This window comes from Thermopetrobacter sp. TC1 (assembly GCF_000746275.1).
Taxonomy (GTDB): domain Bacteria; phylum Pseudomonadota; class Alphaproteobacteria; order Rhizobiales; family Aestuariivirgaceae; genus Thermopetrobacter.
On the sequence record NZ_JQKX01000013.1, the window covers coordinates 108,731 to 132,780 of the forward strand.

The 24,050-nt window shown below is 62.0% G+C and carries 24 protein-coding genes and 1 riboswitch; of the genes, 9 read left to right on the top strand and 15 right to left on the bottom strand.

Annotation, left to right across the window (positions count from 1 at the left end):
• Positions 1-113: 113 nt before the first annotated feature.
• The 3 genes from thiE to EK16_RS01560 form a co-directional block, all read right to left on the bottom strand.
• Positions 114-788 carry a thiamine phosphate synthase gene (gene thiE / locus EK16_RS01550; protein ID WP_038033927.1) on the bottom strand — a complete coding sequence of 225 codons (675 nt, stop codon included), beginning with the start codon at positions 786-788 and terminating at the stop codon, positions 114-116.
• On the bottom strand, positions 785-1,501 hold the full coding sequence (locus EK16_RS01555) for a hydroxyethylthiazole kinase (RefSeq protein WP_197059570.1): 717 nt from the start codon (positions 1,499-1,501) through the stop codon (positions 785-787). Before EK16_RS01555 ends, thiE begins: the two co-directional genes overlap by 4 nt.
• 80 nt (positions 1,502-1,581) lie before the next feature.
• Positions 1,582-1,691: riboswitch (TPP riboswitch) on the bottom strand.
• Between the two features lie 64 nt (positions 1,692-1,755).
• Positions 1,756-2,184 (bottom strand): hypothetical protein, encoded by a 429-nt coding sequence (locus EK16_RS01560; protein WP_038033929.1) that lies wholly within the window; start codon positions 2,182-2,184, stop codon positions 1,756-1,758.
• 370 nt (positions 2,185-2,554) lie between these two features.
• On the opposite strand from EK16_RS01560, the gene uvrC reads away from it, so the two are divergent.
• From uvrC to moaD, 3 genes are all read left to right on the top strand, one after another.
• Positions 2,555-4,483: an excinuclease ABC subunit UvrC gene (uvrC, locus tag EK16_RS01565; protein WP_051928796.1), complete on the top strand. Its 1,929-nt coding sequence runs from the start codon at positions 2,555-2,557 to the stop codon at positions 4,481-4,483.
• A 97-nt stretch (positions 4,484-4,580) separates the two neighbouring features.
• Entirely contained in the window at positions 4,581-5,177 is a 597-nt protein-coding gene (pgsA, locus tag EK16_RS01570) for a CDP-diacylglycerol--glycerol-3-phosphate 3-phosphatidyltransferase (protein ID WP_051928797.1), read from the top strand.
• Positions 5,174-5,425 carry a molybdopterin converting factor subunit 1 gene (gene moaD, locus EK16_RS01575; RefSeq protein ID WP_038033933.1) on the top strand — a complete coding sequence of 84 codons (252 nt, stop codon included), beginning with the start codon at positions 5,174-5,176 and terminating at the stop codon, positions 5,423-5,425. Before pgsA ends, moaD begins: the two co-directional genes overlap by 4 nt.
• A gap of 70 nt (positions 5,426-5,495) precedes the next feature.
• On the opposite strand, the gene EK16_RS01580 is transcribed toward moaD, so the two are convergent.
• The 11 genes from EK16_RS01580 to EK16_RS01630 form a co-directional block, all read right to left on the bottom strand.
• On the bottom strand, positions 5,496-6,278 hold the full coding sequence (locus EK16_RS01580) for a TetR family transcriptional regulator (protein ID WP_051928758.1): 783 nt from the start codon (positions 6,276-6,278) through the stop codon (positions 5,496-5,498).
• A gap of 154 nt (positions 6,279-6,432) precedes the next feature.
• The gene (gene proC / locus EK16_RS01585; protein ID WP_051928798.1) at positions 6,433-7,290 is read right to left on the bottom strand and encodes a pyrroline-5-carboxylate reductase; all 858 of its coding nucleotides are present in this window, start codon (positions 7,288-7,290) and stop codon (positions 6,433-6,435) included.
• Between the two features lie 106 nt (positions 7,291-7,396).
• On the bottom strand, positions 7,397-7,906 hold the full coding sequence (locus EK16_RS01590) for a type III secretion system chaperone family protein (protein WP_038033934.1): 510 nt from the start codon (positions 7,904-7,906) through the stop codon (positions 7,397-7,399).
• Positions 7,907-8,340: 434 nt separating this feature from the next.
• Positions 8,341-8,658 carry a TusE/DsrC/DsvC family sulfur relay protein gene (locus EK16_RS01595; RefSeq protein ID WP_197059571.1) on the bottom strand — a complete coding sequence of 106 codons (318 nt, stop codon included), beginning with the start codon at positions 8,656-8,658 and terminating at the stop codon, positions 8,341-8,343.
• A 620-nt stretch (positions 8,659-9,278) separates the two neighbouring features.
• Complete coding sequence (locus EK16_RS01600; RefSeq protein ID WP_197059572.1) at positions 9,279-11,024, bottom strand: sulfatase-like hydrolase/transferase; 1,746 nt, start codon at positions 11,022-11,024, stop codon at positions 9,279-9,281.
• A gap of 496 nt (positions 11,025-11,520) precedes the next feature.
• A complete protein-coding gene (locus EK16_RS01605) occupies positions 11,521-12,366 on the bottom strand; it encodes a lytic murein transglycosylase (RefSeq protein WP_038033939.1) in 846 nt (281 codons plus the stop codon).
• A 234-nt stretch (positions 12,367-12,600) separates the two neighbouring features.
• Entirely contained in the window at positions 12,601-13,404 is an 804-nt protein-coding gene (locus EK16_RS01610) for an SDR family oxidoreductase (RefSeq protein WP_038033941.1), read from the bottom strand.
• Positions 13,401-14,777, bottom strand: coding sequence for a CCA tRNA nucleotidyltransferase (locus EK16_RS01615; RefSeq protein WP_051928760.1), 1,377 nt, complete (start codon positions 14,775-14,777; stop codon positions 13,401-13,403). The genes EK16_RS01610 and EK16_RS01615 overlap by 4 nt, the downstream gene beginning before the upstream one ends.
• Positions 14,774-15,346, bottom strand: a complete 573-nt coding sequence (locus tag EK16_RS01620; protein ID WP_081910140.1) for an NUDIX hydrolase — start codon at positions 15,344-15,346, stop codon at positions 14,774-14,776. Before EK16_RS01620 ends, EK16_RS01615 begins: the two co-directional genes overlap by 4 nt.
• Positions 15,347-15,449: 103 nt before the next feature.
• Positions 15,450-15,866 carry a dihydroneopterin aldolase gene (gene folB, locus EK16_RS01625; RefSeq protein WP_038034233.1) on the bottom strand — a complete coding sequence of 139 codons (417 nt, stop codon included), beginning with the start codon at positions 15,864-15,866 and terminating at the stop codon, positions 15,450-15,452.
• A 150-nt stretch (positions 15,867-16,016) separates the two neighbouring features.
• Positions 16,017-17,006 (bottom strand): capsular biosynthesis protein, encoded by a 990-nt coding sequence (locus tag EK16_RS01630; protein ID WP_231573567.1) that lies wholly within the window; start codon positions 17,004-17,006, stop codon positions 16,017-16,019.
• On the opposite strand from EK16_RS01630, the gene EK16_RS12475 reads away from it, so the two are divergent.
• Entirely contained in the window at positions 16,977-17,327 is a 351-nt protein-coding gene (locus EK16_RS12475; RefSeq protein ID WP_231573569.1) for a hypothetical protein, read from the top strand. The genes EK16_RS01630 and EK16_RS12475 overlap by 30 nt on opposite strands.
• Before the next feature lie 36 nt (positions 17,328-17,363).
• Here the strand turns inward: EK16_RS12475 and EK16_RS01635 are convergent, their stop codons facing one another.
• Positions 17,364-17,624 (bottom strand): accessory factor UbiK family protein, encoded by a 261-nt coding sequence (locus EK16_RS01635; protein ID WP_038033943.1) that lies wholly within the window; start codon positions 17,622-17,624, stop codon positions 17,364-17,366.
• A gap of 234 nt (positions 17,625-17,858) precedes the next feature.
• On the opposite strand from EK16_RS01635, the gene EK16_RS01640 reads away from it, so the two are divergent.
• From EK16_RS01640 to EK16_RS01660, 5 genes are read left to right on the top strand one after another with little or no spacing between them, the layout of a single operon-like run.
• A complete protein-coding gene (locus EK16_RS01640; RefSeq protein WP_197059573.1) occupies positions 17,859-19,853 on the top strand; it encodes a M48 family metallopeptidase in 1,995 nt (664 codons plus the stop codon).
• A gap of 56 nt (positions 19,854-19,909) precedes the next feature.
• Positions 19,910-20,758 (top strand): prolipoprotein diacylglyceryl transferase, encoded by an 849-nt coding sequence (gene lgt, locus EK16_RS01645; protein ID WP_038033946.1) that lies wholly within the window; start codon positions 19,910-19,912, stop codon positions 20,756-20,758.
• 6 nt (positions 20,759-20,764) lie between these two features.
• On the top strand, positions 20,765-21,871 hold the full coding sequence (locus EK16_RS01650) for a class I SAM-dependent methyltransferase (RefSeq protein WP_038033947.1): 1,107 nt from the start codon (positions 20,765-20,767) through the stop codon (positions 21,869-21,871).
• Positions 21,856-22,632: a peptidoglycan editing factor PgeF gene (gene pgeF / locus EK16_RS01655; RefSeq protein ID WP_051928762.1), complete on the top strand. Its 777-nt coding sequence runs from the start codon at positions 21,856-21,858 to the stop codon at positions 22,630-22,632. Before EK16_RS01650 ends, pgeF begins: the two co-directional genes overlap by 16 nt.
• A gap of 59 nt (positions 22,633-22,691) precedes the next feature.
• Entirely contained in the window at positions 22,692-23,900 is a 1,209-nt protein-coding gene (locus tag EK16_RS01660; protein ID WP_156098421.1) for a hypothetical protein, read from the top strand.
• Positions 23,901-24,050: the final 150 nt, after the last annotated feature.

Below are 24,050 nucleotides of genomic sequence, written 5' to 3' on the forward strand. Positions count from 1 at the left end.
GGTGGGGGTCGGGCAACAAGCCCATGAGTCTGCGGCCCGACCCCCTCCCGGCGATTCGCGCCGACCTCCCCCTATCAGGGGGAGGAAGGGGCGCTTATTCCTTCCGCAACGCATCATGCCGCGTCCTCCCGTTTCGCCAGTGCCGCGTCCACCACCGCGCGCAAGGCCCGGGTTGCAGCTTCCGGATCGTCGGCTGCACAGACGGCGGAGATGACCGCCACGCCGTCCGCACCGGCGGCGATGACGGATGCGGCGTTTTCCGCCGTGATGCCGGCGATGCCGACGATGGGCAGCTCCGGCGCCCGGGCGCGCATGGCGTGGGCCATGCGGGCGAAGGCCTCAAGACCGGATGCGCCCTGTTTTTTGCTGGTGGTGGGGAAGATGCCGCCGATGGCGGCATAGCTCAGCGTGTTCACCGGTGAGGCCGCGATCTCCTCCGGCGTCTTGTGCGACAGGCCGAGGATGGCCTCATCACCCAGCAGGCGGCGCGCGGCTTCCGCCGGGAGGTCTTCCTGCCCCACATGAGCGCCGTGCGCCCCTGCCGCCAGCGCCACATCCACGCGGTCGTTGATAACGAGCGGCACGGCAAACGGCGCCAGCGCCGTCTTCATGGCCTGTGCCAGCGTCAGCATGTGGCGCACATCGCCGCTCTTGTCGCGCAGTTGGATGATGGTGGCGCCGCCCTTCGCCGCAGCCTGCGCCACATGCATGGGATCGCGCCCTCCGCAGGCGGCGGGATCGATAATGACGTAACAGCGCACGTCCGCTTTTTTCGTCACGTTGGTCATGCCGGGTTCTCCTCTCCCAGCCGCCAGAGGGCATCCACGAAGGCAATACGCAGGGAGGCCGGCCCGGCGCTTGCGGCTTTTGCCCGCCCCGCCGCCAGGGAAAAGGCCATGTAGGCTTCCTGAATGGCCGTTTGCGGCACGTGTTTGGCGAGAAAGGCGGCGGTGATGGCGCCGAGGGCGCAGCCGTATCCCACATGACCGGCCAGCTGCGGCAGGCCGGGCAGGGGCATGGTGATGCCGCCGTTGGTCAGGCAGGGGCGCGCGCCCGTGGCGAAAACGACACTGCCCGTTTTCAGAGCGAGGGCGGCCGGGTCTTCATTACCGTCGTTGAGGGCCTTCAGCTCATCGGGATTGAGCTTGATGACCGTTGGCGCATGCGTCAGCAGCCTGCGGGCGAAGGCAAGGCGGGTCTGGCTGCGGTGCACCATGGCCGGATCGAGAAGCCAGGAGAGGGCCCGCCGTTCAATGGCTTCAATGGTGGCCAAAGCTCCTTGCATGCGCGGCGTGTCCAGCTGAGCGAGATTGATAAGCAGGGACTCGGCGCCGGCTGCGAATTCCGCCGCCTGATCGGGCTCGTGCGTCACCGTCGGCTGTGCGCCGATGGCGGCGAGCACGTCCACAACGAAAGGCGCGGTGATGGCGCCGATGATCACGTGCACGCGCGGGCGCGCCTGTTTCAGCCTGGCGAGATATGGAAGGCCACTGTCGCTCACGGTTCCTTTCATCCGCGCATCTGCGGATCATGCGCGAACGAAAGGCGGCAGATGATGGCGGACGATGCAAGCGGTGGCTTCATCATTCAGCCCTCATTCCCTACGCCGGCATGACCCGGATCAGGTTCCATGGGTGGGCGGGCAAAACCCGCCTCTCAGCCCTGTTCCCAGGGCACCCCAATGAGGCTTCTCATTTTTCATAGCATATGAGAAAGAAAGCGGGGAGTCTCTTTTCGCCAGGCGACAGCAGGATTTCAGGCAGGGCAGCAGAACCAGGCGCCTAAAAGGGCTGCTGGAATACCAAGAAGGGTCCAGGCCAGCATGTGCCAGAGAGGTGTTACGCTGCGCCAATCCACCGACCAGCTGAGTGCGATCCCGAAAGCACCCATTATGCCCGCATGCAGATACGGGGAATGATCGGCCCAACGGGCCGTGTAATACCCTCCCAGCATATCCGTGAGCAGGGAAAGGATTAGGATGGCGACCTGAAAATGCGTATCTTTTAAAAGGCGTTCCTCCATCATTTTGTTGAATGACTCTTCGTCTTCCAACACGTCAAGGCCGGTTTCCTTGTGAATGGAAGCAAATTCAACAATGGCGATTATGATGGCAATCACCATCATCACGCCAAAGCCAACAGCGAGGCCTCCCAGGATCGCCAGCCAGTCCAGTCCTGCGAACACTTTGAATTCCCCCTTAAATCTGGCGGCAGCGATTCGGTCGGAAAATCATGTCACTACGTAGCGTAAAGAGGCTTTTGATCGGTTTAAGCACACTACACGACACATATACCGTCATACCGGCGAAAGCCGGTATCTCAGGCCACAAACGCATGAGTTTGCGGCACAAGACCCCGGCTTTCGCCGGGGTGACGAGAAAGATGGCAATGGTGTGTCTTGTAGTGTGCGGTTAAAGCCTTATGGCGCCCATCTTTACGGCATGGATGGCATGGTTTGAGCGATCTGGTTGCCTCCGGCGAGTGACGGGCATACATCTTGGGCCGTCATGGACAGGGAAAGGCGACATAAGACCGAAACAGCGACGGAAGAAACCATGGCAGCGGCGGGTGCGGACGAAAGGGCCGGTATGCCGCCTTCGGTGCGCACGGGCGCGGCGGTGATCGCCGAATTCGTCAAGACCCTGCCGCGCCGGCCCGGCGTCTATCGCATGTATGACGTAAAGGGCGATGTGCTCTACGTGGGCAAGGCGCGCGATCTGAAGGCGCGGGTGTCGTCCTATGCCCGCGGCAAGGGCCATTCCAACCGCATCACCATGATGATCGCGCAGGTGGCGCGTCTGGAGGTGACAACGACGCGCACGGAAGCAGAGGCGCTGCTTTTGGAGGCCAATCTGATCAAGCGCCTGAAACCGCGCTATAATATCCTTCTGCGCGATGACAAGTCCTTCCCCTATATCCTCATTGACAAGAGCGGGCCGGTTGCGCGCCTGACCAAGCATCGCGGCGCGCGCCGCCTGCCGGGGAGCTACTGGGGGCCGTTTGCCTCCGCCGGGGCGGTGAACCGGGCGATCTCGGCGCTGGAGAAGGCCTTTCTTCTGCGCACATGCACCGATGCCGTCTATGCCAATCGCACGCGCCCGTGCCTGAAGTATCAGATCCGGCGGTGTGCGGGGCCCTGCACGGGAGAAGTGAGCGAGGAGGATTACGCGGCGCTGGTGCGGCAGGCGGAAGCCTTTCTGAGCGGGCGGACGCAGAAGGTGAAGGCCGATCTCACCCGCGAAATGGAGGAGGCGGCAGAACGGCTGGATTTCGAGCGGGCGGCGGTCCTGCGCGACCGGCTGGCGGCGATGGCGCATGTGAGCGCCGGGCAGGGCGTGAATCCCCGGACTTTCGAGACGGCGGATCTTTTCGCCCTGGTGCAGGAAGGGGGGCAGACCTGTGTTCAGGTCTTCTTCTTCCGCGCCTGGCAGAACTGGGGCAACCGCGCCTATTTTCCGCGGGTGGACGGAGAGCGAAGCGCGGCGGAGATCCTGGCGGCCTTCATCGCCCAGTTTTACGATTCACGGCCCATTCCGCCGCTCATTCTGCTTTCGCATGCCCTGGGGGATGCGGATCAGGCGCTGCTGGAAGAGGCCCTGTCGGAACGGGCGGGGCAGAAGGTGCGCCTGCATGTGCCAAAGCGGGGTGAGAAGCGGGATTTCGTGGCACTGGCCCTGGACAATGCCCGCGAGGCCTTGGCGCGGCGCCTGTCAGAGGGACGTTCGCAGCGTTTGCTGCTGGAGGGGGTGGCGCGCACCTTCGGGCTGAAACGGGCGCCGCGGCGCATTGATGTGTTCGACAATTCCCACCTGCAGGGGACGCATGCCGTGGGCGCGATGATCGTGGCCGGGCCTGAGGGCTTCATGAAACAGCATTATCGCAAGTTCAACATGCGTCAGGCGCCGGGGGATGATGACTATGCCATGATGCGCGAGGTGATGCGCCGGCGCTTTGCGCGTCTGGTGCGGGAAGCGCCGGGCGGACCGCTGGCGGAAGAGGTGCCGGATGGCGGTTTTCCGCAATGGCCCGATCTTGTGCTCATCGACGGTGGCCGCGGACAGCTCAATGCCGCAATCGAAGTGGTGCAGGATCTGGGTGTGCCGGTGGGCGAGGAGGGCGTGACCTTCGTCGGCGTGGCCAAGGGGCCGGAGCGCAACGCGGGGCGGGAGACCTTTCATCTTGCGGATGGGCGCATTTTGCGTCTTCCGGAGCGGGACGCCGTGCTCTACTATCTGCAGCGTCTGCGTGACGAGGCCCATCGTTTCGCCATCGGCTCCCATCGCCTGCGCCGAAAGGGGGCGGCGCGCAAGAGCCTGCTGGACGGCATTCCCGGCATCGGGCCGGCGCGCAAGAAGGCGCTGCTGGCCGCCTTCGGCAGCGCGAGGGGGGTTGCACGCGCGGAGGTTTCGGAGCTGGCGGCGGTGGAGGGCATTTCGGAAAATCTGGCGCGGACGATTTATGACTATCTTCATGGTGACGGCTAGGGGTGCCTGTCCGTCATCATGCGCTCGCAGGTTGAATGAGAAAGCCATGTCCCTGACGAACGAAACTGAAGCGCGGGCAGGAGAGGATGCGGTGGCCATGCGGCCGAAATCGGCGCTGCCGGTGGTCATTCAGGTGCCCAACCTGCTGACTTACGGGCGGATTGTGGCCGCACCGCTGGTGGCGGGCTGTATCCTGTGGAATACCGAGACCGCGCGGTGGGTGGCGCTGGGCATCTTTCTCGCCGCAGCGATCACCGATTTCTTCGACGGCTGGCTGGCCCGCGCCTGGCAGCAGCAGTCGGCACTGGGGCGCATGCTGGATCCCATTGCCGACAAGCTTCTCGTTTCCGGCGCATTGCTGATGCTGGCGGCGGTGGGCGACATTCAGGGGCCGCATCTGTGGGCCGCCTTCATTATTCTCATTCGTGAGGTGCTGGTCTCGGGCTTGCGGGAGTTCCTGGGAGAGCTGCAGGTGTCGGTGCCTGTCACGTGGCTGGCCAAATGGAAGACGACGATTCAGCTCATCGCGCTCGGGTTTCTCATCGTCGGGCATGCGGGCAAGAGCGTCTGGGCGCATATTGATACAATAGGAATTACCGGCCTGTGGCTGGCGGCGGCGCTGACGCTGTATACGGGATTTGACTATTTCCGGGCCGGATTGCGGCATGTCATCGGCGAGGATGAGCGGTCATGAAGGTTTTGTATTTCGCCTGGGTGCGGCAGAAGCTGGGCAAGGCCAGCGAGGAGGTTAACCCGCCTGCGGATGTGCGCACCGTGGGCGATCTGCTCGACTGGCTGCGTTCGCTGGATGAAGCCCATGCCGACGCCCTCGCCGATAAGGACACGCTGCGGGCGGCGGTGGATCAGGAACACGCCGATCTTGACACGCCCATTACGGACGCACGGGAAGTGGCCTTTTTCCCGCCGGTGACGGGCGGATAGGTCCTGACTTTTTATTATGTCCCATCAGCGGCCAATTCTGTCTTCCATTCCTATCCGCGCTTCCATGATTCTACGGGGATGCCGGGGAGGCTTCTGATCCCTCTCCGGAGGCGGTGGATATCGTGTCAGTCTCTGTGGTTTCGGACGTTTTGGTGGAGCGCAGGCCGAAGAGGAGGCCTGCGGCCTTGCAGGCGATGCGGCCGGTAAGGTCCAGCGCGCCTTGTGCTGCCTTCAGGGGTGTTTTTGCCTTGTTCCAGGCCTTTTCGGCGCGTCTGAGGTCGGAATCGAGCTGCGCCATGGTTTTGGACAGGCCGGGATCATCATCATTCACCCAGGTTGCGAGGGTGCGCAGGTAGATGGTGGCGAGGGCGGCCATGCAGGCCTTTTTCTCAATGCCGGCAGGCTTCAGGCCGGCGGCGGCAAGCATCCAGTCCTGACTGGTGCAGAAACGCAGGAGCACGGGCGGGAATTCACAGGCGATCGCGGGGGCGGCCTGAAGCAGATTGCGCACGGCGGCGCGATAGGGCGCAAGGTGTTCCAGCCGGCGCATGATCAGCTCAAAGAGGCGATCCACCGGTTCACCCTCCAGCGGATCCTGGCTCAAGCTTTCCAGCACCTGCTCGTCAAGCCGGCGCGAGAGCAGGCGCAAGACATCATCGCGACAGCAGACATGGCGCCTGAGTTCGGCCAGGGGCAGCCCGGCCCGTTCGGCGATGTCGGCAAGGGAAAGCTCCGTGAAAGGCCGTTCAGCCGCCAGCTCCATGGCGGCATCGATGATGCGCTTTTCGATGGCGGCCGTATCATTCGCCGCGGATTTTTTGCGGGAGCGCGTGGATGTCTTCTTCTCGGGCATGGTGTCTCTCCCTGCGATGCATGCGCGTGCAAAAAGTGTAGCACGCCGTGCGCACGGCGGCCAGTTGCCGGGTGTTTGGCATGAGTTTTTCCGAATTCCGATCTTGCGCGGAAAAATCGGAAAAACTGTGTCCAGTGGGAGCAATGGGAAAATCTCAGCCGCCTGAGAGTTCGCGGGAGCGGCGTTCGGCGGCGGTGATGGCCTTTTCCATGAGGGTGCAGAGGTTTTCGTCCGCCTGCATGAGGATGGAAAGGGCGGCGGCGGTGGTGCCGCCGGGGGAGGTGACCGCCGCGCGCAAGGCTGCGGGATCGTCAGAAACCTTGTCCATCAGGGCGCCGGCACCGGAGACCGTGGCCCGGGCAAGGCGGGCGGCAATATCCGCGGGCAGGCCAAGCCTTTCTGCCGCCTGCTGCATGCATTCGGTGAGAAGAAAGACATAGGCCGGGCCGGAACCGGACACGGCGGTGACCGCATCCATCTGCGCCTCATCGGATACCTCGACCACCTCGCCAAGCGCGGAAAGAAGGGCGCGCGCCAGCGCCTTTTGTTCTTCGCTCACCTCCGGGCTGGCGATGAAGGCGGAAATGCCGCGGCCGATGGCGGCTGGCGTGTTGGGCATGGCGCGCACGACCGGCGTGTCAGCGCCAAGGTGGCGCTTGAAGGAAGCAATGGTGCGGCCGGCGGCGATGGACAGCACCATGGGAGCCGGCTGCGGCAACACGGGCGCGAGGTCTGAGAGGGCCTCATCCATCACCTGCGGCTTAACCGCAGCGACAAGGACGGCCGTTTGGCCAATGGCATCATCGGCCGGGTCAAGGATGATGCCCTTTTCTTTGGCGATTTCCAGAAGCTCGGCGGATGGCGCCGGCTCACGCACCATGATGTGCCGGGGGGGAAGCCCCGCCTTCAGCCAGCCTTTCAGCATGGCCATGCCCATGCGTCCGGCGCCGAGCAAGAGCAGCGGGCCGGGCAAGGTGATGGAGGAAAAGGCGGCTGTTTCGTCATTCTCCATGGTCATGGCCGCGAATTCCTTTCCGGCTGCTTTCGTGCTATCGGGTCGGCACAGATGCAAAAGGTATCACAGCTAAAATGCCGGTTTCGCATCGGCCTGGCTGTCCTCATGCCTCGCCGGCGGTTTCGAAAATGCAGTCACGCATGGCCTCTTCGGCGCTGCGCCCCGCCCAGATGACGAAATGCATGGCGGGATAGAAGGTTTCACAGGCACCCACGGCACCGGCGATGAGCGCCTCGCATTGCTCGGGCGTGACCGAGAGCGCGCCGGTGAGCATCAGGGCATTGCGATAGACAACGCTGCCGTCCGGCCAGAGTTCGAAATGACCGAAGGGCAGCTGCATGTTGATCAGGGCGAGGAGGCGGCCCAGCTCCTCGCGGCGCGGTTCGGGGCACCGGAAATCCCACACCGCCGCGAGATGCAACAGCTCGATCTGCTCCATCCAGGTGAGGGAGATCTGAATTTCGGCATTCTCCAGCGGAAAGGCGAGCATAAGCTCATCCTCGCCGGGCCGCGCCCATTCCCAGCCTGTCTCAGTGGCCATGTTCTCGATGATATCCAGCGGATTGGCCACCTTCTCATCCCTGTCCTGCAACAGCCTTTCTAGGGCGTTCATGTGTTCCGGTTTCCCCTTTTATCGCCTGTATTCCTTTCCGGTCCAGGACAGGCTTCGCCGCCTTGTGGCGTTCATCGCCCCATCCGCCGGACCGGAGCCTTTGCAGACGCATGGCTTGGGCGCGATGCCTTTTGCATGTGTCTGACGAATCACATGTGTTCACGATGCCGCATGGGGAATCCGCCCGCAAGAGTCGCCCCTGGTTCCTCCACAGGGGATGGTGTGAGGCGAGTCGGAATGTCGCAGGGAAACGGATGCGTGGAGCGGGTTGCGTGTGGCATGAAAAAACGGAGCGGTGCGAACCGCTCCGTGATCGGGCCGGACGGTCGATGCCCATGCCCCTGATGATCCTGTTGATGCATCGGCCCGTCCGGCCTGGCTTCGCCCTCGGGAAGGCGGGAGGGAAGAAGCCATGAAGATGGTGACTTTATCCGTCAGACACAGCCGGTGGGCTTGGGCAGGCCGCCATATTTTGCGATGGCCTTCATCGGACCGGTCTGCCACAGGTCGAAGAGCTCCTTCTTGCTCTTGCCTGCATATTTCATGAACTTGCGCAGGGGCGGCGTTGTGCCGTGTTCCTGATAATACTGACGGGCGAGCATGATCTGCTCCCACATCTCGTCGGTAAGCGGAAAGCCGTCGGCTTCGGCCATGGCGCGGCCGATCTCGGGCGTCCAGTCGTTCATGTTCTCCAGAAAGCCGTCGCCATCGCGTGGCGGCAGTGTGATCTCCTTCAAGGCCGGTTCGCTCATCGTCTTGTCCTCCCTCGGGAAAAGGCTGTCTTGGGCGTTTGATGTCATTCACTGTCTTTCATGAAAATGAGAATTGATTGCGAAAATACAATCCATGCAGCTCGATCATTCCGGCTGGCGGGATGACGTGTTTTGGAGGCACGCCACACGACACAACGCTGCCATCTTTCTCGTCACCCCGGCGAAAGCCTTAGGTCTCGGGCCACAAATGCATTAATCAATGGCCTTAGATACCGGCTTTCGCCGGTATGACGGTATAAATGTCATGTAGCATGCGGGACACGCCCGGATATGATGCTTTCCTATGGTTTTTCAATGAATTAAACAAACGCATGTCGTCAGAAGCTAAATTGGTCCCGATGCAGCGGGCGGCAGGCAGAAAGAGCGCATGATCCTAACCTCCCCCTGATAGGGGGAGGTCGGCCCCGCAAGGGGCCGGGAGGGGGTCGGGCCACAAACACAGAGTTAAATTGCCCGACCCCCTCCCCGTCCCTCCCCCTACCAGGGGGAGGGGGGAAAGTGGTATTTCATAGATGAAAAGAATATCAAGGACAACTGAATTGATGGCATAAGTAGTTGTTTTTCAAGTAAAATGTCAGTAGTCGAGGGCGGATGCGGGATCAGCCGGGGGCGCCCTCGGTTTGTCCGCTCATGGATGCCGGTTTGTGCGCATGCATGGGCGGGATGGGCAGGCGTTCCAGGTGATTTTCTCGCGGGTTGATGATTTTCCAGTGCGCCTTGCGGGAAAAGAGACCGAAGATGTCGCCATAGGAAAAGGCGAGGGGCTGCTTGCGCGGCGTGGGCGTAAACAGATCGGGGCCATAGAGGGTGGCGAGATCCGTGCGGGCATACCCCATCAGACGCAGGAGTGTGGGGGCGATGCGGAAGTGATCGGCGCCATCCCGCAAGGTGCGGGCCGTTTTGCGGAAGCGCGCGAGCAAGGCGCGATCGCCGGTGATGGCGAGCAGGGGCACGAGGCCTTCGCGCGGGCTGGGATCTTCCGTCGAACAATGGGTGAGGTGCCCGGGTTGCAGGTTCTGGCCATGGTCGGAGGTGTAGATGATGAGCGTGTCCGAGAGATCAACTTCCTTGAGCAGGCGGCGGAAGAATTCATCCACGTTCCATGCGATGGCGTTGCGATAGGAGTTGACCTTGGCCTGAAGCGTCTCCTCTCCGGCTTCAGTCAGAGTAGGCCGGTAGCGCTTTGCTGATGATGGGTAGTCAGCATCATACGGAAAGTGCGCGCCGTTCTTGTTGGCGTAGATGAAGACGGGCCCCGGTTTCTCCAATTCCGCTTTCATGCGCTCAAGCAGGGCAAAATCGAGCTGGGGCGTGAGCACGCCGTTCAGGCGAATGAAGCGGTCGATGAAACGGCTCTCGCTCACGGTCATGAAATTCTGAAGCTTGCCCGGATCCTTGGCAAAGCCGGACTGACCGTCGATGAACACGGTGCGGAAGCCCGCCTTTTTCGCCCACTGCCAGAGGGTGGGGTAGGTGGCGGCGCTGGTGACGAGATCCTCGCGCTGGGCGGTGAAGCGCAGGATGGCATTGGCATAGCTGGAGCAGTTGCCTCCGGAAACGGCCTTGCCGAAATTGGCGGCGGTCTTCAACAGCGCGGGCAGGTGCGGCGTTTCAGCATTGCCGGGGGTGAAATTCAGATATTCAGGGCGCAGGGATTCATCCACGAGGAAAACGATCTTGCGAATGCGCGGGCTGTCCTTGGGCGGGAAGGGCACGGCCATGCGCGGCGGCATGGTGTGTGTGAGCTGGCGTTCCAGAGCCACGGTGGCGACGGCAAGCGGCTGAAACTGATTGGGCAGGGCCTGAGAGCCGCCGCCGCTTTTCAGATAGATGATGGCGGCGATCAATCCCACGGGCACGGCGGGCGCCCAGAAGAACCAGCCAAGCACGCGGTCCATCCACGCACGCGGCAAGCGGGCGGGTACGGCGATGATGAGAAAAGTGGCGATGAAAAGAGCGGCGGCGGGAAGAATGTGCTGACCATACTGGACCGCGGCGCGACCGGCTTCATGCCGGGCCGCCCACAGGGAGAGAACATTGTAGACGCTTAAGCTGTTGCCTGAGATGACATGATAGAACCAGCCGGCGGTGGTGGCCGCCGCGATGACGAAAGCCCAGAAGAGACGCACGCCGCGTCTGGGCTGAAACGCGGCGATGAACAGCGCGCCCAGGGAGATGCCCCAGATGCCCAAATAAAACAGGAGGGTTGTATAGCGCTCCTGACCGATGAGTAGATGTGCCCGCCCGAAGAAGCCGTGGCTCGTTGCGGAGAAAAGAACGAGCAGGCCAACGATCTTTGCCAGCAATGTGCCATTGCGCCTGCAAATTGCGGATACTTTCTGCATGGCGTGGACTCCCCGGTGCGGGCCTTCCCAGAGTGTTGCGCCCATGGGCGCCAATCTATCCTCTGCGGTCTCAACCAACCATCATTCTTAATGATGTGTTGATATGAGACACGGAACGAAACTGAGGGGATACACGCAAAGGATGTGCCAGGCGTGATACAAAAGCACAGCATCCGGAAGGAAAATCCAAAAATTCCAATCATGAAAAATCGACACATGATCGATTATTTATTTTAATATCCCAAATAAAAATATTAGATTTTATTTATATTCTTTCTGTATTGTCATTAAAAGCAATCAAGTGTATTATTATCCTTATTAATCAAAGCTTTCCATAAATGAGAATAGAGGTATCAAACATCATGGCTCTTTTTCTATTCCGAACAGCAGGATGTCACCATGCCACAAATGACCAGGCACCGAGTCTTGAAGCGCTCGGTGATGTGAACGGTGGCATGGCATGGGTGATGTGGGAAATATCCACATCGTTGGTTCTTCAGCGCTTGCCGGCGATGAGATCGGCGAGGCGGGCGATGGTCTTCTGATAGACGGTGGCCCGGTTCCACTGCTTGATGACCTCGTAATTGTGGGTGCCGGGGTGCCAGTCTCCGCCCGGGCGCCAGCCATGGGCGCGCAGGAAATTGGCGGTGCTGGCCAGGGCATCGGGTGTGGAGCGGATCAGGTCGCGGCGGCCGTCACCATCAAAATCCACGGCGAATTGCAAATACTTGGAGGCGAGGAACTGGGTCTGGCCGATCTCGCCGGCCCAGGCGCCCTTCATCTGTGATGGACGCATGTCACCGCGGGCGACGATCTTCAGTGCACTCATCAGTTCGTTGCGGAAGAAATCAGCGCGGCGGCAGTCATAGGCCAGGGTGGCCAGAGAGCGGAACACGGGCATCTTGCCGGTGTTGCGGCCGAAGTTGGTCTCCAGCCCCCAGATGGCGACAATGATGGGCCCCGGCACGCCAAAGCGCCGTTCGATGCGGCGGAACAGCCCGGCATGCTGCCGCAGCAGGCGGCGGCCCTTTCTGATCATGGCGTTGTTGACGCGCAGGCGCCAGAAGCGGTCGAAACTGAGCTTGAAGGAGCGCTGGTTGCGGTCCAGCTTGATGACGTAGCTGCTGTAGCGGACATTGCCGAGGGCGCTTTCCACCACACGGCGGGGGATGCCGGCGGCGACGGCCTGACGCTTAAAATTGGCCAGCCAGCGATCAAAACCGGCGCCGGTGTTGCCGCAGGTTGCGGCGGTGGCGGGAGCATGACTCGCAACGGCAATCCCTGCGGCGAGAGCGAAGGCCATGGCCATTGTGGTGCGGTTGCGATGTGATTTGCTGCTCATGTCGACATCCCCTTTTCATGGTTCACTGGGGCGGGCCTTCCCCTTGCCCCCGTTTCCGGCGCGTCAAGCACCCTTGCGAAAGAACCTGATCGCGGCTGATTCGCCCTTCACGGAACACGATGCCGCATTTCACCGATGCGCGCAAAACATGCGGGCACTTTCCGGCAAAATCATGAACGCTGGGGCCGGGGGCACAGGATATGGGAGCGTGCGCGGGGCAAGGCCGTTGAGCGCTTATTCGTTGACCTCAGTGATGTCCGGGGTCTGCCAGTTGAGGTGCTGGCCGCCGTCGAGGACGATCATCTGGCCGGTCATGGCAGGGGCTGAGAGGATGAAGAGCACCGCTTCAGCGATCTCTTCCGGCGAGGTGCCGCAGCCCATGAGGGTGAGCGAACACTGCTTGACGAAATCCTCCTCCTGCATGCGGGTATTGGCGAGCGTGGGGCCGGGGCCGATGGCATTGACGCGGATGTTTTCCGGCGCCAGGGCCTGGGCCATGGTGCGGGTGGCGGTCCAGAGTGCGGCCTTGGAAAGGGTGTAGGAGAAGAACAGGGGATTGAGTTTGAGCACGCGCTGGTCGATGATGTTGATGATGTTGCCCTGCCGATGCGGGCGGCGATGCCGGGCGAAGGCCTGAGCGAGAAAGATGGGGGCGCGGAGATTGACGGACATGTGCGCCTCCCAGTCCTGCAGGGTCATGTCCTGCAGGGAGTCCGGCTCGAAACGGGAGGCGTTGTTGATGAGCACATCAAGCGGACCTAAGCTTTCAGTGGCCTGGCGCACGATACGCGCCGGCGCTTCAGGATCGGCAAGATCCCCCTGAACAATGGCGGCGCGCCGGCCTATAGCCTCAATGTCTTGGGCCGTGGATTGAGCATCTTGGCGTGAGGTGCCGTAATGAACGGCGATATCATATCCGGCGCGGGCGAGGGCAAGCGCAATGGCCCGGCCGATGCGGCGGGCGGCGCCGGTGATCAGGGCGATGCGGGCAGATGAAGCATCCGGCATCCGGTGTGCCGTGTTCGGTGTGTCGTTCATGGATCGGTGGTGTTGCTGTCGCTTGCCGTGTTCTTGTGGACCGGGGATTTTCCGGCCTCGCTTTCGGGTGCGATCAGATGCTGGCGGATGGCTTCCTCACGGAGCAGATCTTTCAGGCCCTCAACCGTTGCCGGCTGAAAGCCCTGTTCCTGCCAGCGTGTGCGCACCCTGCGCAGAAGCTGCCCCACTTGCGGCCCGGGCGCAATGCCAAGTGCGAGCACATCACGCCCGGACAGCGGAAAAGGCGGCGGCGTGAAGGTTTCAAGCGCGGGGATCAGGCGGGCGAGATCCGTATCGGTCAGCGCACCGCGGGCATGACAGAGGCGTAAGGCATCGAGAATCGTTTGTGTGCCCAGATCACTGGCCAGCACCTGCCAGCGGCGGATGTCTGCCGCCTTGCCTTGTTCGATGAGCTGGCAGACGGGGGCGAGGGCCTGATCCATTTTGTGCATGCGGCTGGCTTCCTGTCGGGAGAGGCGAAAGAGATCTTTCAGGGCCGCATGCGGGCCGCAAATGGCGCACAGGCGAAGCAGCCAGTCCGGCTGCAAATGCAGGCGGGCGTCGATGGCAAGCATGCGGGTAAGGGCCGTTGTCTTAGGCGTGCACGCCTTGGGCAGGATGCAGGCGCTAATTCCGGTTGCGGTCATGTATTCAAGCGCCTCGGCCGCGCGGGGCGCCAGCATCAGGCGGCGCATTTCCTCGCGAATGCGCTCGCGGGAGATGCGGCGCAGGCCCTCCTTTTGCCGGCGGATGGCGGCGAGGGCGTCCTCATCGGGTGCGCCGGTGTCATATTCGGCCCAGAAGCGAAAGAAGCGCAGGATGCGCAGATAATCCTCGCGAATGCGCGCGTTCGCATCGCCAATGAAACGCACATGCCCGGCGAGGGCATCGCGCACGCCGCTGCAGAGCGGATCGTAGACGTTACCGGCCAGATCGGCGTAAAGGGCGTTCATGGTGAAGTCGCGGCGGCGGGCGTCCTCGCGCCAGTCGTCGGTGAAGGCGACAACGGCGTGGCGGCCGTCCGTTCTGACATCGCGGCGCAGGGTGGTGACCTCAAAAGTGCGGCCGTCCCGGGCCAGCAGCACCGAGCCATGATCGATGCCGACGGGATGAGGCGAAAAGCCCGCCTGTTCAGCGCGGCGCATGACCTCTTCGGGATGCAGGCGGGTGGCGATGTCAATATCGGTCACGTCCCGGCCCATGAGAGCATTGCGCACCGCCCCGCCGACGATGCGGGCGTTCCTTTCCCCGAGGCTGGCGAAGAGATCCTTCAGCACCCGATCATTCCGCCAGGGCGGTGCAGTCAGGCACAGCACCGGTACGCGGGCCAGGTCCGGTTCTTCGGAACGTATGCTTTGGTTCTCCTCGCTCATCGCAGGTGTTCCCACAGGCTGCGCAGCATGGCGGCGGTGGCGCCCCAGATGTCGTATTCCCGATAGGGGATGACCCAATGCAGCCTTTCGCCGTTACGTCCCTTTCGCCATTCGCGGCGATGATTGGCGGGATTGAGGATGTGCGCAAGGGGCACCTCGAAAATCTCGGCCACCTCCCGCGGACAGGGCGCGGGCGTGAAGTGCGGATCAATGCGCGCAACCAGCGGGGCGATGGCGATACCGGCCGAGGTGGCATGCGCCGGCAGGAAACCCACAGGCCGGATGTTTTTCTCCGGCAGGCCGATTTCCTCATGCGCCTCACGCAGGGCAGCCCTGAGCGGTGTTTCGCCCGGCTCGATCATTCCGCCGGGGAAACAGATCTGGCCGGGATGATCCGGCAGATCATCCGTGCGCCGGGTGAGAAGAATGGCGGGAGCGTGCGGGTGATCGAGAATCGGCACCAGAACGGCCGCATTGCGCAAGGCCGCAGGAAGTGCCGGCGGCTTAAGGCGCAGCCTTTGCTGCAGGCGCGAAAGGAAGCGTCTTGTGTCTTCATTGCAGGCGGTCATGACAGGCCAAGGGTGCCCAAGAGGCAGGCGGCATGCAAGGGCCCGCTTTTTTGCGGATCATGGCGAGGGCTCTGTGAGGGGTGGGAAATGGGGCCTTCCCGGATCAGGGACGGCGGCGTTCGATTTCGATGCCCACGGAGCGGGCTTCCGGAAAAATGTCCGGCTTTTCGATGCGCACGCGGGCGGCGAGCACATAGGGGTTTTTCAGGCATTCAAGCGCGATCATCTCGGCCAAGGTCTCCACGAGGTTGACATGCCCGCGGGCGATGACCTCGCGAATGTGGTTCACCACCTTCTCGTAGGAGACGACCTTGTGGATGTTGTCTTCCAGCGGCTCGTTGCGTTCGCGTACGGTGAGATCGACGTTGATGATGACGCGCTGGGGTTTTTGCTTCTCGAAGTCATGCACGCCGAGATGTGCCATGAGTTCGAGGTCGCGCACGAAAATGTGCGCGATGCCGCGGCGGGCGCAGGCAATGCCGCCGCTCATGACCGAGGCTGCGGTATTCTCCTCATCCATGGCCGTTCTCCGGAACGTGCGGGCGAAAACCGGCAGGCTGTTCATAAAAACCGCCCGCATTCCCTCAACCGGCCCCATATGCCGGACAGGCAGGCACATTGCGCCCCTTTGTTGCCTTGTCAAGCCTGAAAGGGTGGAGGGACACCCTGTTCATGCCGGCCAGTTGAGCCCGCAGGCGAGAGGGCTGTCGGGCAGGCGGCGGTAGAAGCTGCCGTTGATCTGGCGGGTTCGGATCAGATAGCTGCGGAAGCGCAGGGCGAGATCGGCATCGGGTCTCTGGTCCGTGGCCGTGGTCCAGAACGTGTCGAGGTCCGACTGGGCGGTAAGGCCGGGCATGTCGTATATGGCATCGCCCAGAACCTTGACGGGACTGCCATGATAGATGGCGGAGAGGCCCACGGTGGAATTGATGACCACGGTTCCGGCCGCTTTTTCGAGAAGCGGCGGAAGCGGCAGCATATGCGTGTAATAGACGCGGCCTTTCAGGCCGGTTTCCCGAACGCATTTCTCTATGAGCGCGCCATAATGGACATAGCCACGGTCCATGGGGTGATGCTTGAAGACAAGGACATGATCCTTGGGGGCGTGTTCGGCAAAGGAGCGCAGGACCGTCTCGATGAAGCGGGCAACCCCTTTTTCTCCATAGCGGCCAAAGGGGCTGTGGCGCAGGACCTGACTGTCAATCGCCACCTGCAAGGGCACGAAGAAGAAGCGACCGGCCAGATGGCCGCAGAGACGATTTGTCATGTCACGTTCCAGGAAAAAAGCTTTCTGCCGGCGCCACAGGGAGCGCAGCTGAGCGGGGAGTTCGGCCGCCCCCTGGCCACGATGATAGGTATGGCTTGGATGAAGGGGGGCGGCGGCGGTTATGGCCGCATGATACAGCCCGCCCCAGAGCATGAGATGGTTGAACGTGTAGCCCACGGGCCTTGACCGCCCCTCTTCTTCTTCGGGGGCGGGCAAGGACATGTAAAAGGCCGGATCCTTGGGGATTTGCGCATATGCGTTGCTGCGGCCGCGTTCCAAAGTCACGAAATCGGGCCGCAGATAACCTTCCTCGAAAGTGAATACATCAAGGCCTTTCTGTTGTGCGATGGTGATCGCCGCATCATGAATCGGACGGGCATCGCCGTAAAGCACGATTGTATCGATGTCATAGCGGGAAATGGCATCCGTGAAAAAGTCAGGCCAGTCGGCAAGAGTGCCTCTGTAGGCGAGAGTTTCCCCGGAATAGAAAAGGCGATCACCCCCATTGAAATTGATTTTCAGGATCTCGGCACCGTGCTTCTTGAGGTCCTGGGCCAGCCTGCGGAAAAAAGGACCGACCGGACCTTGCAGGAGGAGGATCTTGCGGCCGGAAAATTCCTTGAGACGCGGCAGACCTCTCGCTGCCTCGACCGTATCGGAACCGTCAGCACACATGCAAATGACACACCGGGAAATTGCACAACCTTTGAGTAATCGGGCAATTTCGTATGCATCATGTGGCGATGACGGTCAATGATTTTCGAGTTTGGCGATACGCGCTTCCAACTCTGCAATCTTGACCTTGAGGGTCTCGTTTTCTTGCCGGCATTTTGCCGCCATCTCCTTAACCACTTCCAGATCCTCGCGGCGGACGAGATCAAGATCATTCACAAGCCGGTCCATCTGCGCCTTGACGAGCGAATCGACCTCCTTGCGCAAGCCCTGCGCCAGTCCGGCGGCGCCGGAAAAGGCCTTGGCCAGTTCGTCAAAGAAATTGGTGCGGTTGGTCATGACGATTGCACCCTGGAAGGTTTCAGCAATTCACTGTGGCTCTATCTAGCATCATCCTGCGCGATCTCATAGAGGCTGATGCCCTCTGATGAAAACGTCTCTTTGCCCAGCCCGTGCATTTTTTTCGGGCGAAGCGTTTACCTGCCTTTGGTGGTTTTCTGCCAGCATGAGGCGAATGGCAGCCCTGCAAATCTTTCTTTGCGTGAGTCCGAGTCATTTCTCGTCAGGTTCATCATGCCTTCCATAAAGAAGTCCTCGTTATCTTTCGAAAACGTTTTCTCTGCAGCCGACAAGGCCATCTCCGGCAAGGAGGAAAAGCGGCTTTGGTGGTTCGCTCTTTTAGGGCCGGTGTTCATTACAAGTCTGTCGCTGACGTTTCTCATTCTGGGTGGCTGGTTCATCTGGCTGACGGTTTCCGGACAGGCGGGAGCGCGCACGCTGCCCATTCTGGGGGCCGTGCTGATGCTGATGGGCGGCAGCATGCTCTGGGCGCTGCTCACCCTGCGGCCGGAGGAGGAGGTGGTGCATGTTTTAGTCTCTCGTGAGGATGCCCCGGCCCTTTGGGCCATGATCGATGCGCTCTCTAAGAGGCTTGGCACGCCGAAGATCGATGCGGTGAAACTGACGGCGGAATACAATGCCGCGGCCGTTCAGGTTCCCGCCCCGTTGCCTTTCATGAGCGAGAAGGCGGAAGTGCATGTGGGGCTGCCTTTCTTGCTGGCGCTGTCGCAAGAGGAGCTGCGGTCAGTGCTGGCGCATGAGCTGGGGCATATTTCCCGGCAACATCCGCGCATGGCCCGTTCTCTCTGGCGCGCTCTGGCGCAGGCGGCGCTGGCGCGGGAGGTTTTCGATGATTCCGGTCTTTTTGCCTATCTCGCCAGGCGTTTCTATGCCTGGTACGGGCCGGCCCTGCAGCGCCGTGCCCTTCCCTTCTTAAGGCAACAGGAATTCGTTGCCGATGCCGCTTCGGCCTTTATTGTCGGAGTGGACATGGCGGCGCGGGCGCTTTGTGCCTTTGAAGGGCGCGCTGCGGCATGGCACGCCGTGATGCGGGCCCTGCAGCGCAGCCTCGAAAAGGGGCAGATGCCCGATGTTTCTCCCTTCGCGCAGTTTCGAGACCGCCTGCAGGATATGGACCGCAATGGCCGGGCGAAAGCGTGGCTTGCACGCGCCCTGCGCCTGAAGACGGACGAGGAGGATACACATCCTTCTCTTTCCGAGCGGCTTTCCGCTCTGGGGGTGAATGCGCAGGCCGTTGCCTTGCCGCCCCTGCCGGAAAAGCCGGCTGCTGAAACCCTGCTTGCCCCGAATGCAGCGCGCCTTGAACGGGATCTGACGGAGATGATGCAGGCGCAGTTCGAGATGCACCTGCAAACCGTGAAGCAGGAGCAAGAGGAGGCCATCCGTTCCTTGAAGGCCGTGCAGGAGCGCCTGAAGGGGCGTCAACCCGGGGCGGAGGAGAGCTGCATTCTTGCCCATCACTGGCTGCAGTTGGGCAAGCCGGAGCGGGCGCTTGCCGTCATTGAATCTTTAGAGACCCGCATGCCGAATGGACTGCCGCCGCTGGCGCTGGGGTTGCGCGGCCTGGCGCGCTTGAAACGCGATGATGAACGGGGGGTGATCGATCTTCTGGATGCAGCGGCCCGCTTTCCGATGCTGGCAGGCATGGCGGCAGAAGAGGTTGGCTCCTGGCTTGGTATCGCGGGCGTGCAGCATGATACGCAGGAACTGCGCGATGAGTTGAAACGCCTGCGTGTGCAAGATGAAAAGGCGCAGGCCGAGCTTCATGAGCGGCCCAAGGCGGCCATGCTGAAACCACCGGCGTTGAGGCCGGATGAAAAGGCATGGATTGGCGAGGTGCTCATGACGCATGCCGAGGTGATCAAATCCGTTCACGTGGCGCAACGGCAGGTGAAAGCCATGCCGGCGCTGCGGCACCTTGAGGTGCTGGTGACGGTGCGGCCCGGCTTTTGGCTGAAGACCTTCAATGGAACAGAAAAATGCGCGCAACTGGCGGAAGAGATTTTCAGCCTGCTCGTTTTTCTGCAACAGACCAGTGTGCGGGTGCTTGTTTCGCCCTTCGCCAGTGATTTTCTGACCAGACGCCGCATTCGCAAACGGGGCGCGCGCCTTCTTTTGCCCAAGGCCGAAACAATCACGAACGCAACACCAAGGCCGGGTCTTTCGCGGAATAAGAGCGAAAGCGTGGAAATAAAGCAGGTATCATGAATTTAATGGAAGAGCATGGATGCCCGTCTTGACGAGGCGGGATGAGGCGGCCAACCATGCGCGGCATGATGCCGACGGTATTCGCAATTCCCTTTCCCGCCATTGATCCCGTGGCCATTTCCCTGGGGCCGCTGCAGATCCGCTGGTATGCGCTGGCCTACATCGTTGGGCTCATTCTGGCGGTGATATGGGCCAAGCATCTCCTGAAACAGGAGGCCCTGTGGCGCCCGGGGCGGCCGTTCATGAGTCCCTCGCAGCTTGATGATTTCATGGTGTGGGCGATGCTGGGCGTCGTCATCGGCGGGCGCACAGGCTATGTGCTGTTTTACAATCCGGGCTACTATCTTTCCCATCCCGGCAACATCCTGGCGGTGTGGCAGGGCGGCATGTCGTTTCACGGCGGCTTTGCCGGGCTGATTGCGGCGGCGTGGCTGTTCTGCCGGCGGCATGGCCTTTCCCTGCTGCGGCTTCTTGATCTTTCTGCGGCCTCCGTGCCGCTGGCGCTGTTTCTGGGGCGGCTTGCCAATTTCATCAACGGCGAGCTGTGGGGGCGGCCGACAGATGTGCCCTGGGCCATGATCTTTCCCCGAGCCGGGCCGGAGCCGCGGCATCCAAGCCAGCTTTACGAGGCAGGCCTTGAGGGCATTGTGCTCTTTCTCGTTCTGTGGTGGCTGATTGTGCGTTACCGGGCGCTGGCGCGGCCGGGGCTGGTGGCAGGTGTCTTCACCAGCGGCTATGCCTTATCGCGCATCTTTGTGGAATTCTTCCGGGAACCGGACCGGCAGATCGGCTATCTGGCCGGTGACTGGCTGACCATGGGCATGGTGCTGTCCCTGCCGTTGCTCGCCGTTGGAGGCTGGCTCATTCTCCGCGCGCTCAGAAATCCGCCTGCGGGAGATGCGTAAAAAGCCATGACGCCGCTTGAGCACATCATCCGCGAAAAAATAGCCCGCGACGGCGGCATGACCGTGGCGGAATACATGACGCTGTGCCTTGCCCATCCCGAGCATGGGTACTATCAGAGGCCGCGCACGCTGGGGGCGGAAGGCGATTTCATCACCGCCCCGGAAGCAAGCCAGATTTTCGGTGAGCTCATCGGCGCCTGGATCGCCGCCGGATGGCAGGCGGCGGGACGCCCCGATCCTTTCCTGCTGGTGGAGGCCGGGCCGGGCCGCGGCCTGCTCATGCAGGACCTGCTGCGTGCGGCGGGGCACATGCCGGGTTTTCTCGATGCGGTGCGCATTCATCTCATCGAGACCTCCGCTGCGCTCAAGCAAGAACAGAAACGGCGGCTTGAGCCCCTCGGCCTTGCCATTGCGTGGCATGAGCGCATCGATGATGTACCGGAGGGGCCCTTTTTCTTCGTGGGCAATGAGTTTCTCGACGCCCTGCCGGTGCATCATTTTGTCAAGAAGGACGGCCGGTTTGTTGAGCGGCTTGTGAGCCTCGATGAGGGGGGTAATTTGTGTTTTCGCGATGCAGGCGCGCCTCTTGCCGATGATGCGGTGCCGGCATGGGCGAAAGACCTGCCGGAGGGGAGCATCATTGAGCTTTCGCCGGAGCGAGAGGCTTTCGCCGCAATGGTGGCGGAACGGGTCGCCGTGCATGGCGGGGCTGCGCTTTTCATCGATTATGGCCATGCCCGGCCGGGCGCGGGCGAAACGCTGCAGGCAGTGCAGCGGCATCGGCCGGTTTCGGTGTTTCATGAGCCGGGCCGGTGTGATCTGACCGCGCATGTGGATTTTTCGGCGGTGGCATCAGCGATGGCGGCACAGGGCGCGGATGTTTACGGGCCCATGGAACAAGGGCCGTTTTTGCGGGCGCTGGGGCTTGAGTTGCGCCTGCAGGCCTTGCTGAAACGGGCCGATGCCCGCCGACGCATGATCCTGAAGCGCGGGGCGAAGCGCATCGCCGATAATGATCAGATGGGCAGGCTGTTCAAGGTGCTGGCGGCGGTGCCAGGGGGCGCGAACCCACCGGCGCCCTTCACAAGGGGGCAGAGATGGCAGCATTCCTGACGGCGAAAAACCTGCTGGGCATGCCGAATGTCCGGCATGGGTTCTTCACGCGCAAAGGCGGTGTGTCCTCAGGGCTTTATGTCTCGCTCAACACGGGACTTGGCTCTGCGGATGCGCGGGAAAACGCCCTGGAAAACCGGCGGCGGGCGATGGCAGCGCTGGGGGCTGAATGTCTGATGACTCCCTTACAGCGCCATACCGATATCTGCCTTATCGTGGAGGAGCCCTGGGATGTGCATGCACCGCCGGTGGGCGATGCGGTGGCTACGCGCCGGCCCGGGGTGCTGGTGGGCGTGAATACGGCGGATTGCACGCCGGTTCTTTTCGCCGATGCGGAAGCCGGCGTGGTGGCGGCAGCGCATGCGGGCTGGAAGGGCGCGATTGGCGGTGTGCTGGAAGCGACGGTGGCGACGATGGAACGGCTGGGGGCGCGGCGTAGCGCGATTCGGGCGGCGATCGGGCCGACGATTTCGCAGATGCATTATGAAGTGGGGCCCGAATTTTACGCACGCTTCGTGGAGGAGGATGTGGCCAATGCCCGGTTCTTCAAGCCTTCAGGAAGGGAAAGCCATTTCCTGTTTGATCTTCCGGGCTATGTGCGCATGCGGCTTGAGCGCATGAGGCTTGCCGCCGTTGAGGATCTTCAGCGCTGCACCTATGCGAATGAGGATGCCTTCTATTCCTACCGCCGGGCGACACACCGGAATGAACCGGATTATGGCCGTCAGCTTTCCGCCATCATGCTGAGCGAAAGTGCGTGATCAGGCGCCAATGGCTGATGGCGAATGGCAGGGGTGGGGAGCGCGGCCCGGGCATGACCATGAACGGAGCGAGATATTTTCTGCGGCTTTTTCTCGCGCTTTGGTTTGCCGGGGTGCTCAGCAGTTGTGGTGATCTGCCGCGTCCATTCAGGAAATCGACCGATCCGGCGGTGGCCTCAGCGCAGGTGCCGCGCATCGTGCTTGTGCTGCCGAAGGATCTCTCCCCGCCAACGCGGCGTAAGCTGACAAGAGCGCTTCATGAGGCGGGACAGCGCCGGGGCATTGCCATTGCAACGGCCAAGGGCGGCGCCCATGCCCATGGCAATGGTGAAGAAACGTCAGGCCCGTCCTGGCGGCTCGATGCCGATTTTCAGCCCTATCGCGATGAAGCGGGCGAGCGCAGGCTTGCCTATCTGTTCCGGCTTTTCGATTCACGGGGGCGCTTGCAGGCGCGGATCGCGGGGGATGAACCGGTGCGGGAAGGGCCGCCGGATCCATTCGATGGCATGGAGGCGATCGCCCTGCCACGCATGGCGGAAACGGTGGCGGAACGTATCTCAGCGCGGCTTGCGCTGCTCGGGTATGGCACGCAGGGCGCGGGCCTGCCGCCGCCGCCTGACGTTCTGGTGCAGGCCGGGCCGGGCGCGGAGAAGGAGATTGACCCCGATCTTCTGGTGGCCCTGAATGTGCCGCCCACGGCAGGAGTAATCACGGCCAATACCGCCCTTCAGCCAGACACCCCTGCCGAACGCATGGCCTCAACAGTGCCGCGGCAGGCCTCTGCAGAATCGAAGGCGGAGAAGGCCGGAGAAAGGCGCGCGAGGCAGATTGCGGCCAATCAGCACAGCGGGCAGAAGGCACGCGGCGTTCAGAAGGAAAAACGCCGCGGCAAGGGGGGCGTGCGCATCGCCTCGGTGGCGGTTACCGGGGTCACCGGTGCGCCGGGGGCCGGCAATGCCGAACTGAAAAGTGCGCTCATGGGCGTTCTGAAACAGGCCGGCTGGCCGGTGAAAACGGTGGCGCAGGATGACTCCTTGAAAATTTCGGGCAAGGTTTCGCGCACGCCCGCCGGCAAGGGGCGGGTGAAGGTGCGGATCGTATGGACGGCACGGGGGCCTGACGGGCGGGTGTTCGGCACGGTGAAACAGGAAAACGTGGTGCCGGCTTCGGCAATAGCGCGCGGGTTTGGCCCTGCGGCGCATGATATCGCGCAGGGTGCGGCGGAAGGGCTGTTTCAGCTGGTGGCGCGGCTGAAAAAAGGGCGCTGATGGGAGCCTCCCCCGGCCTGGGCATCGCAAAAAGGCTGATTAATGCACCCCTCGCCGGCTTGCGCGGCGGGCAGGGCAGTGTTGCCCTGCATGCAAGGCCTTCTTTTGGCGAAGGTGGTTGACCACAAAGGGTGGCGGGTGTTTAAGAAG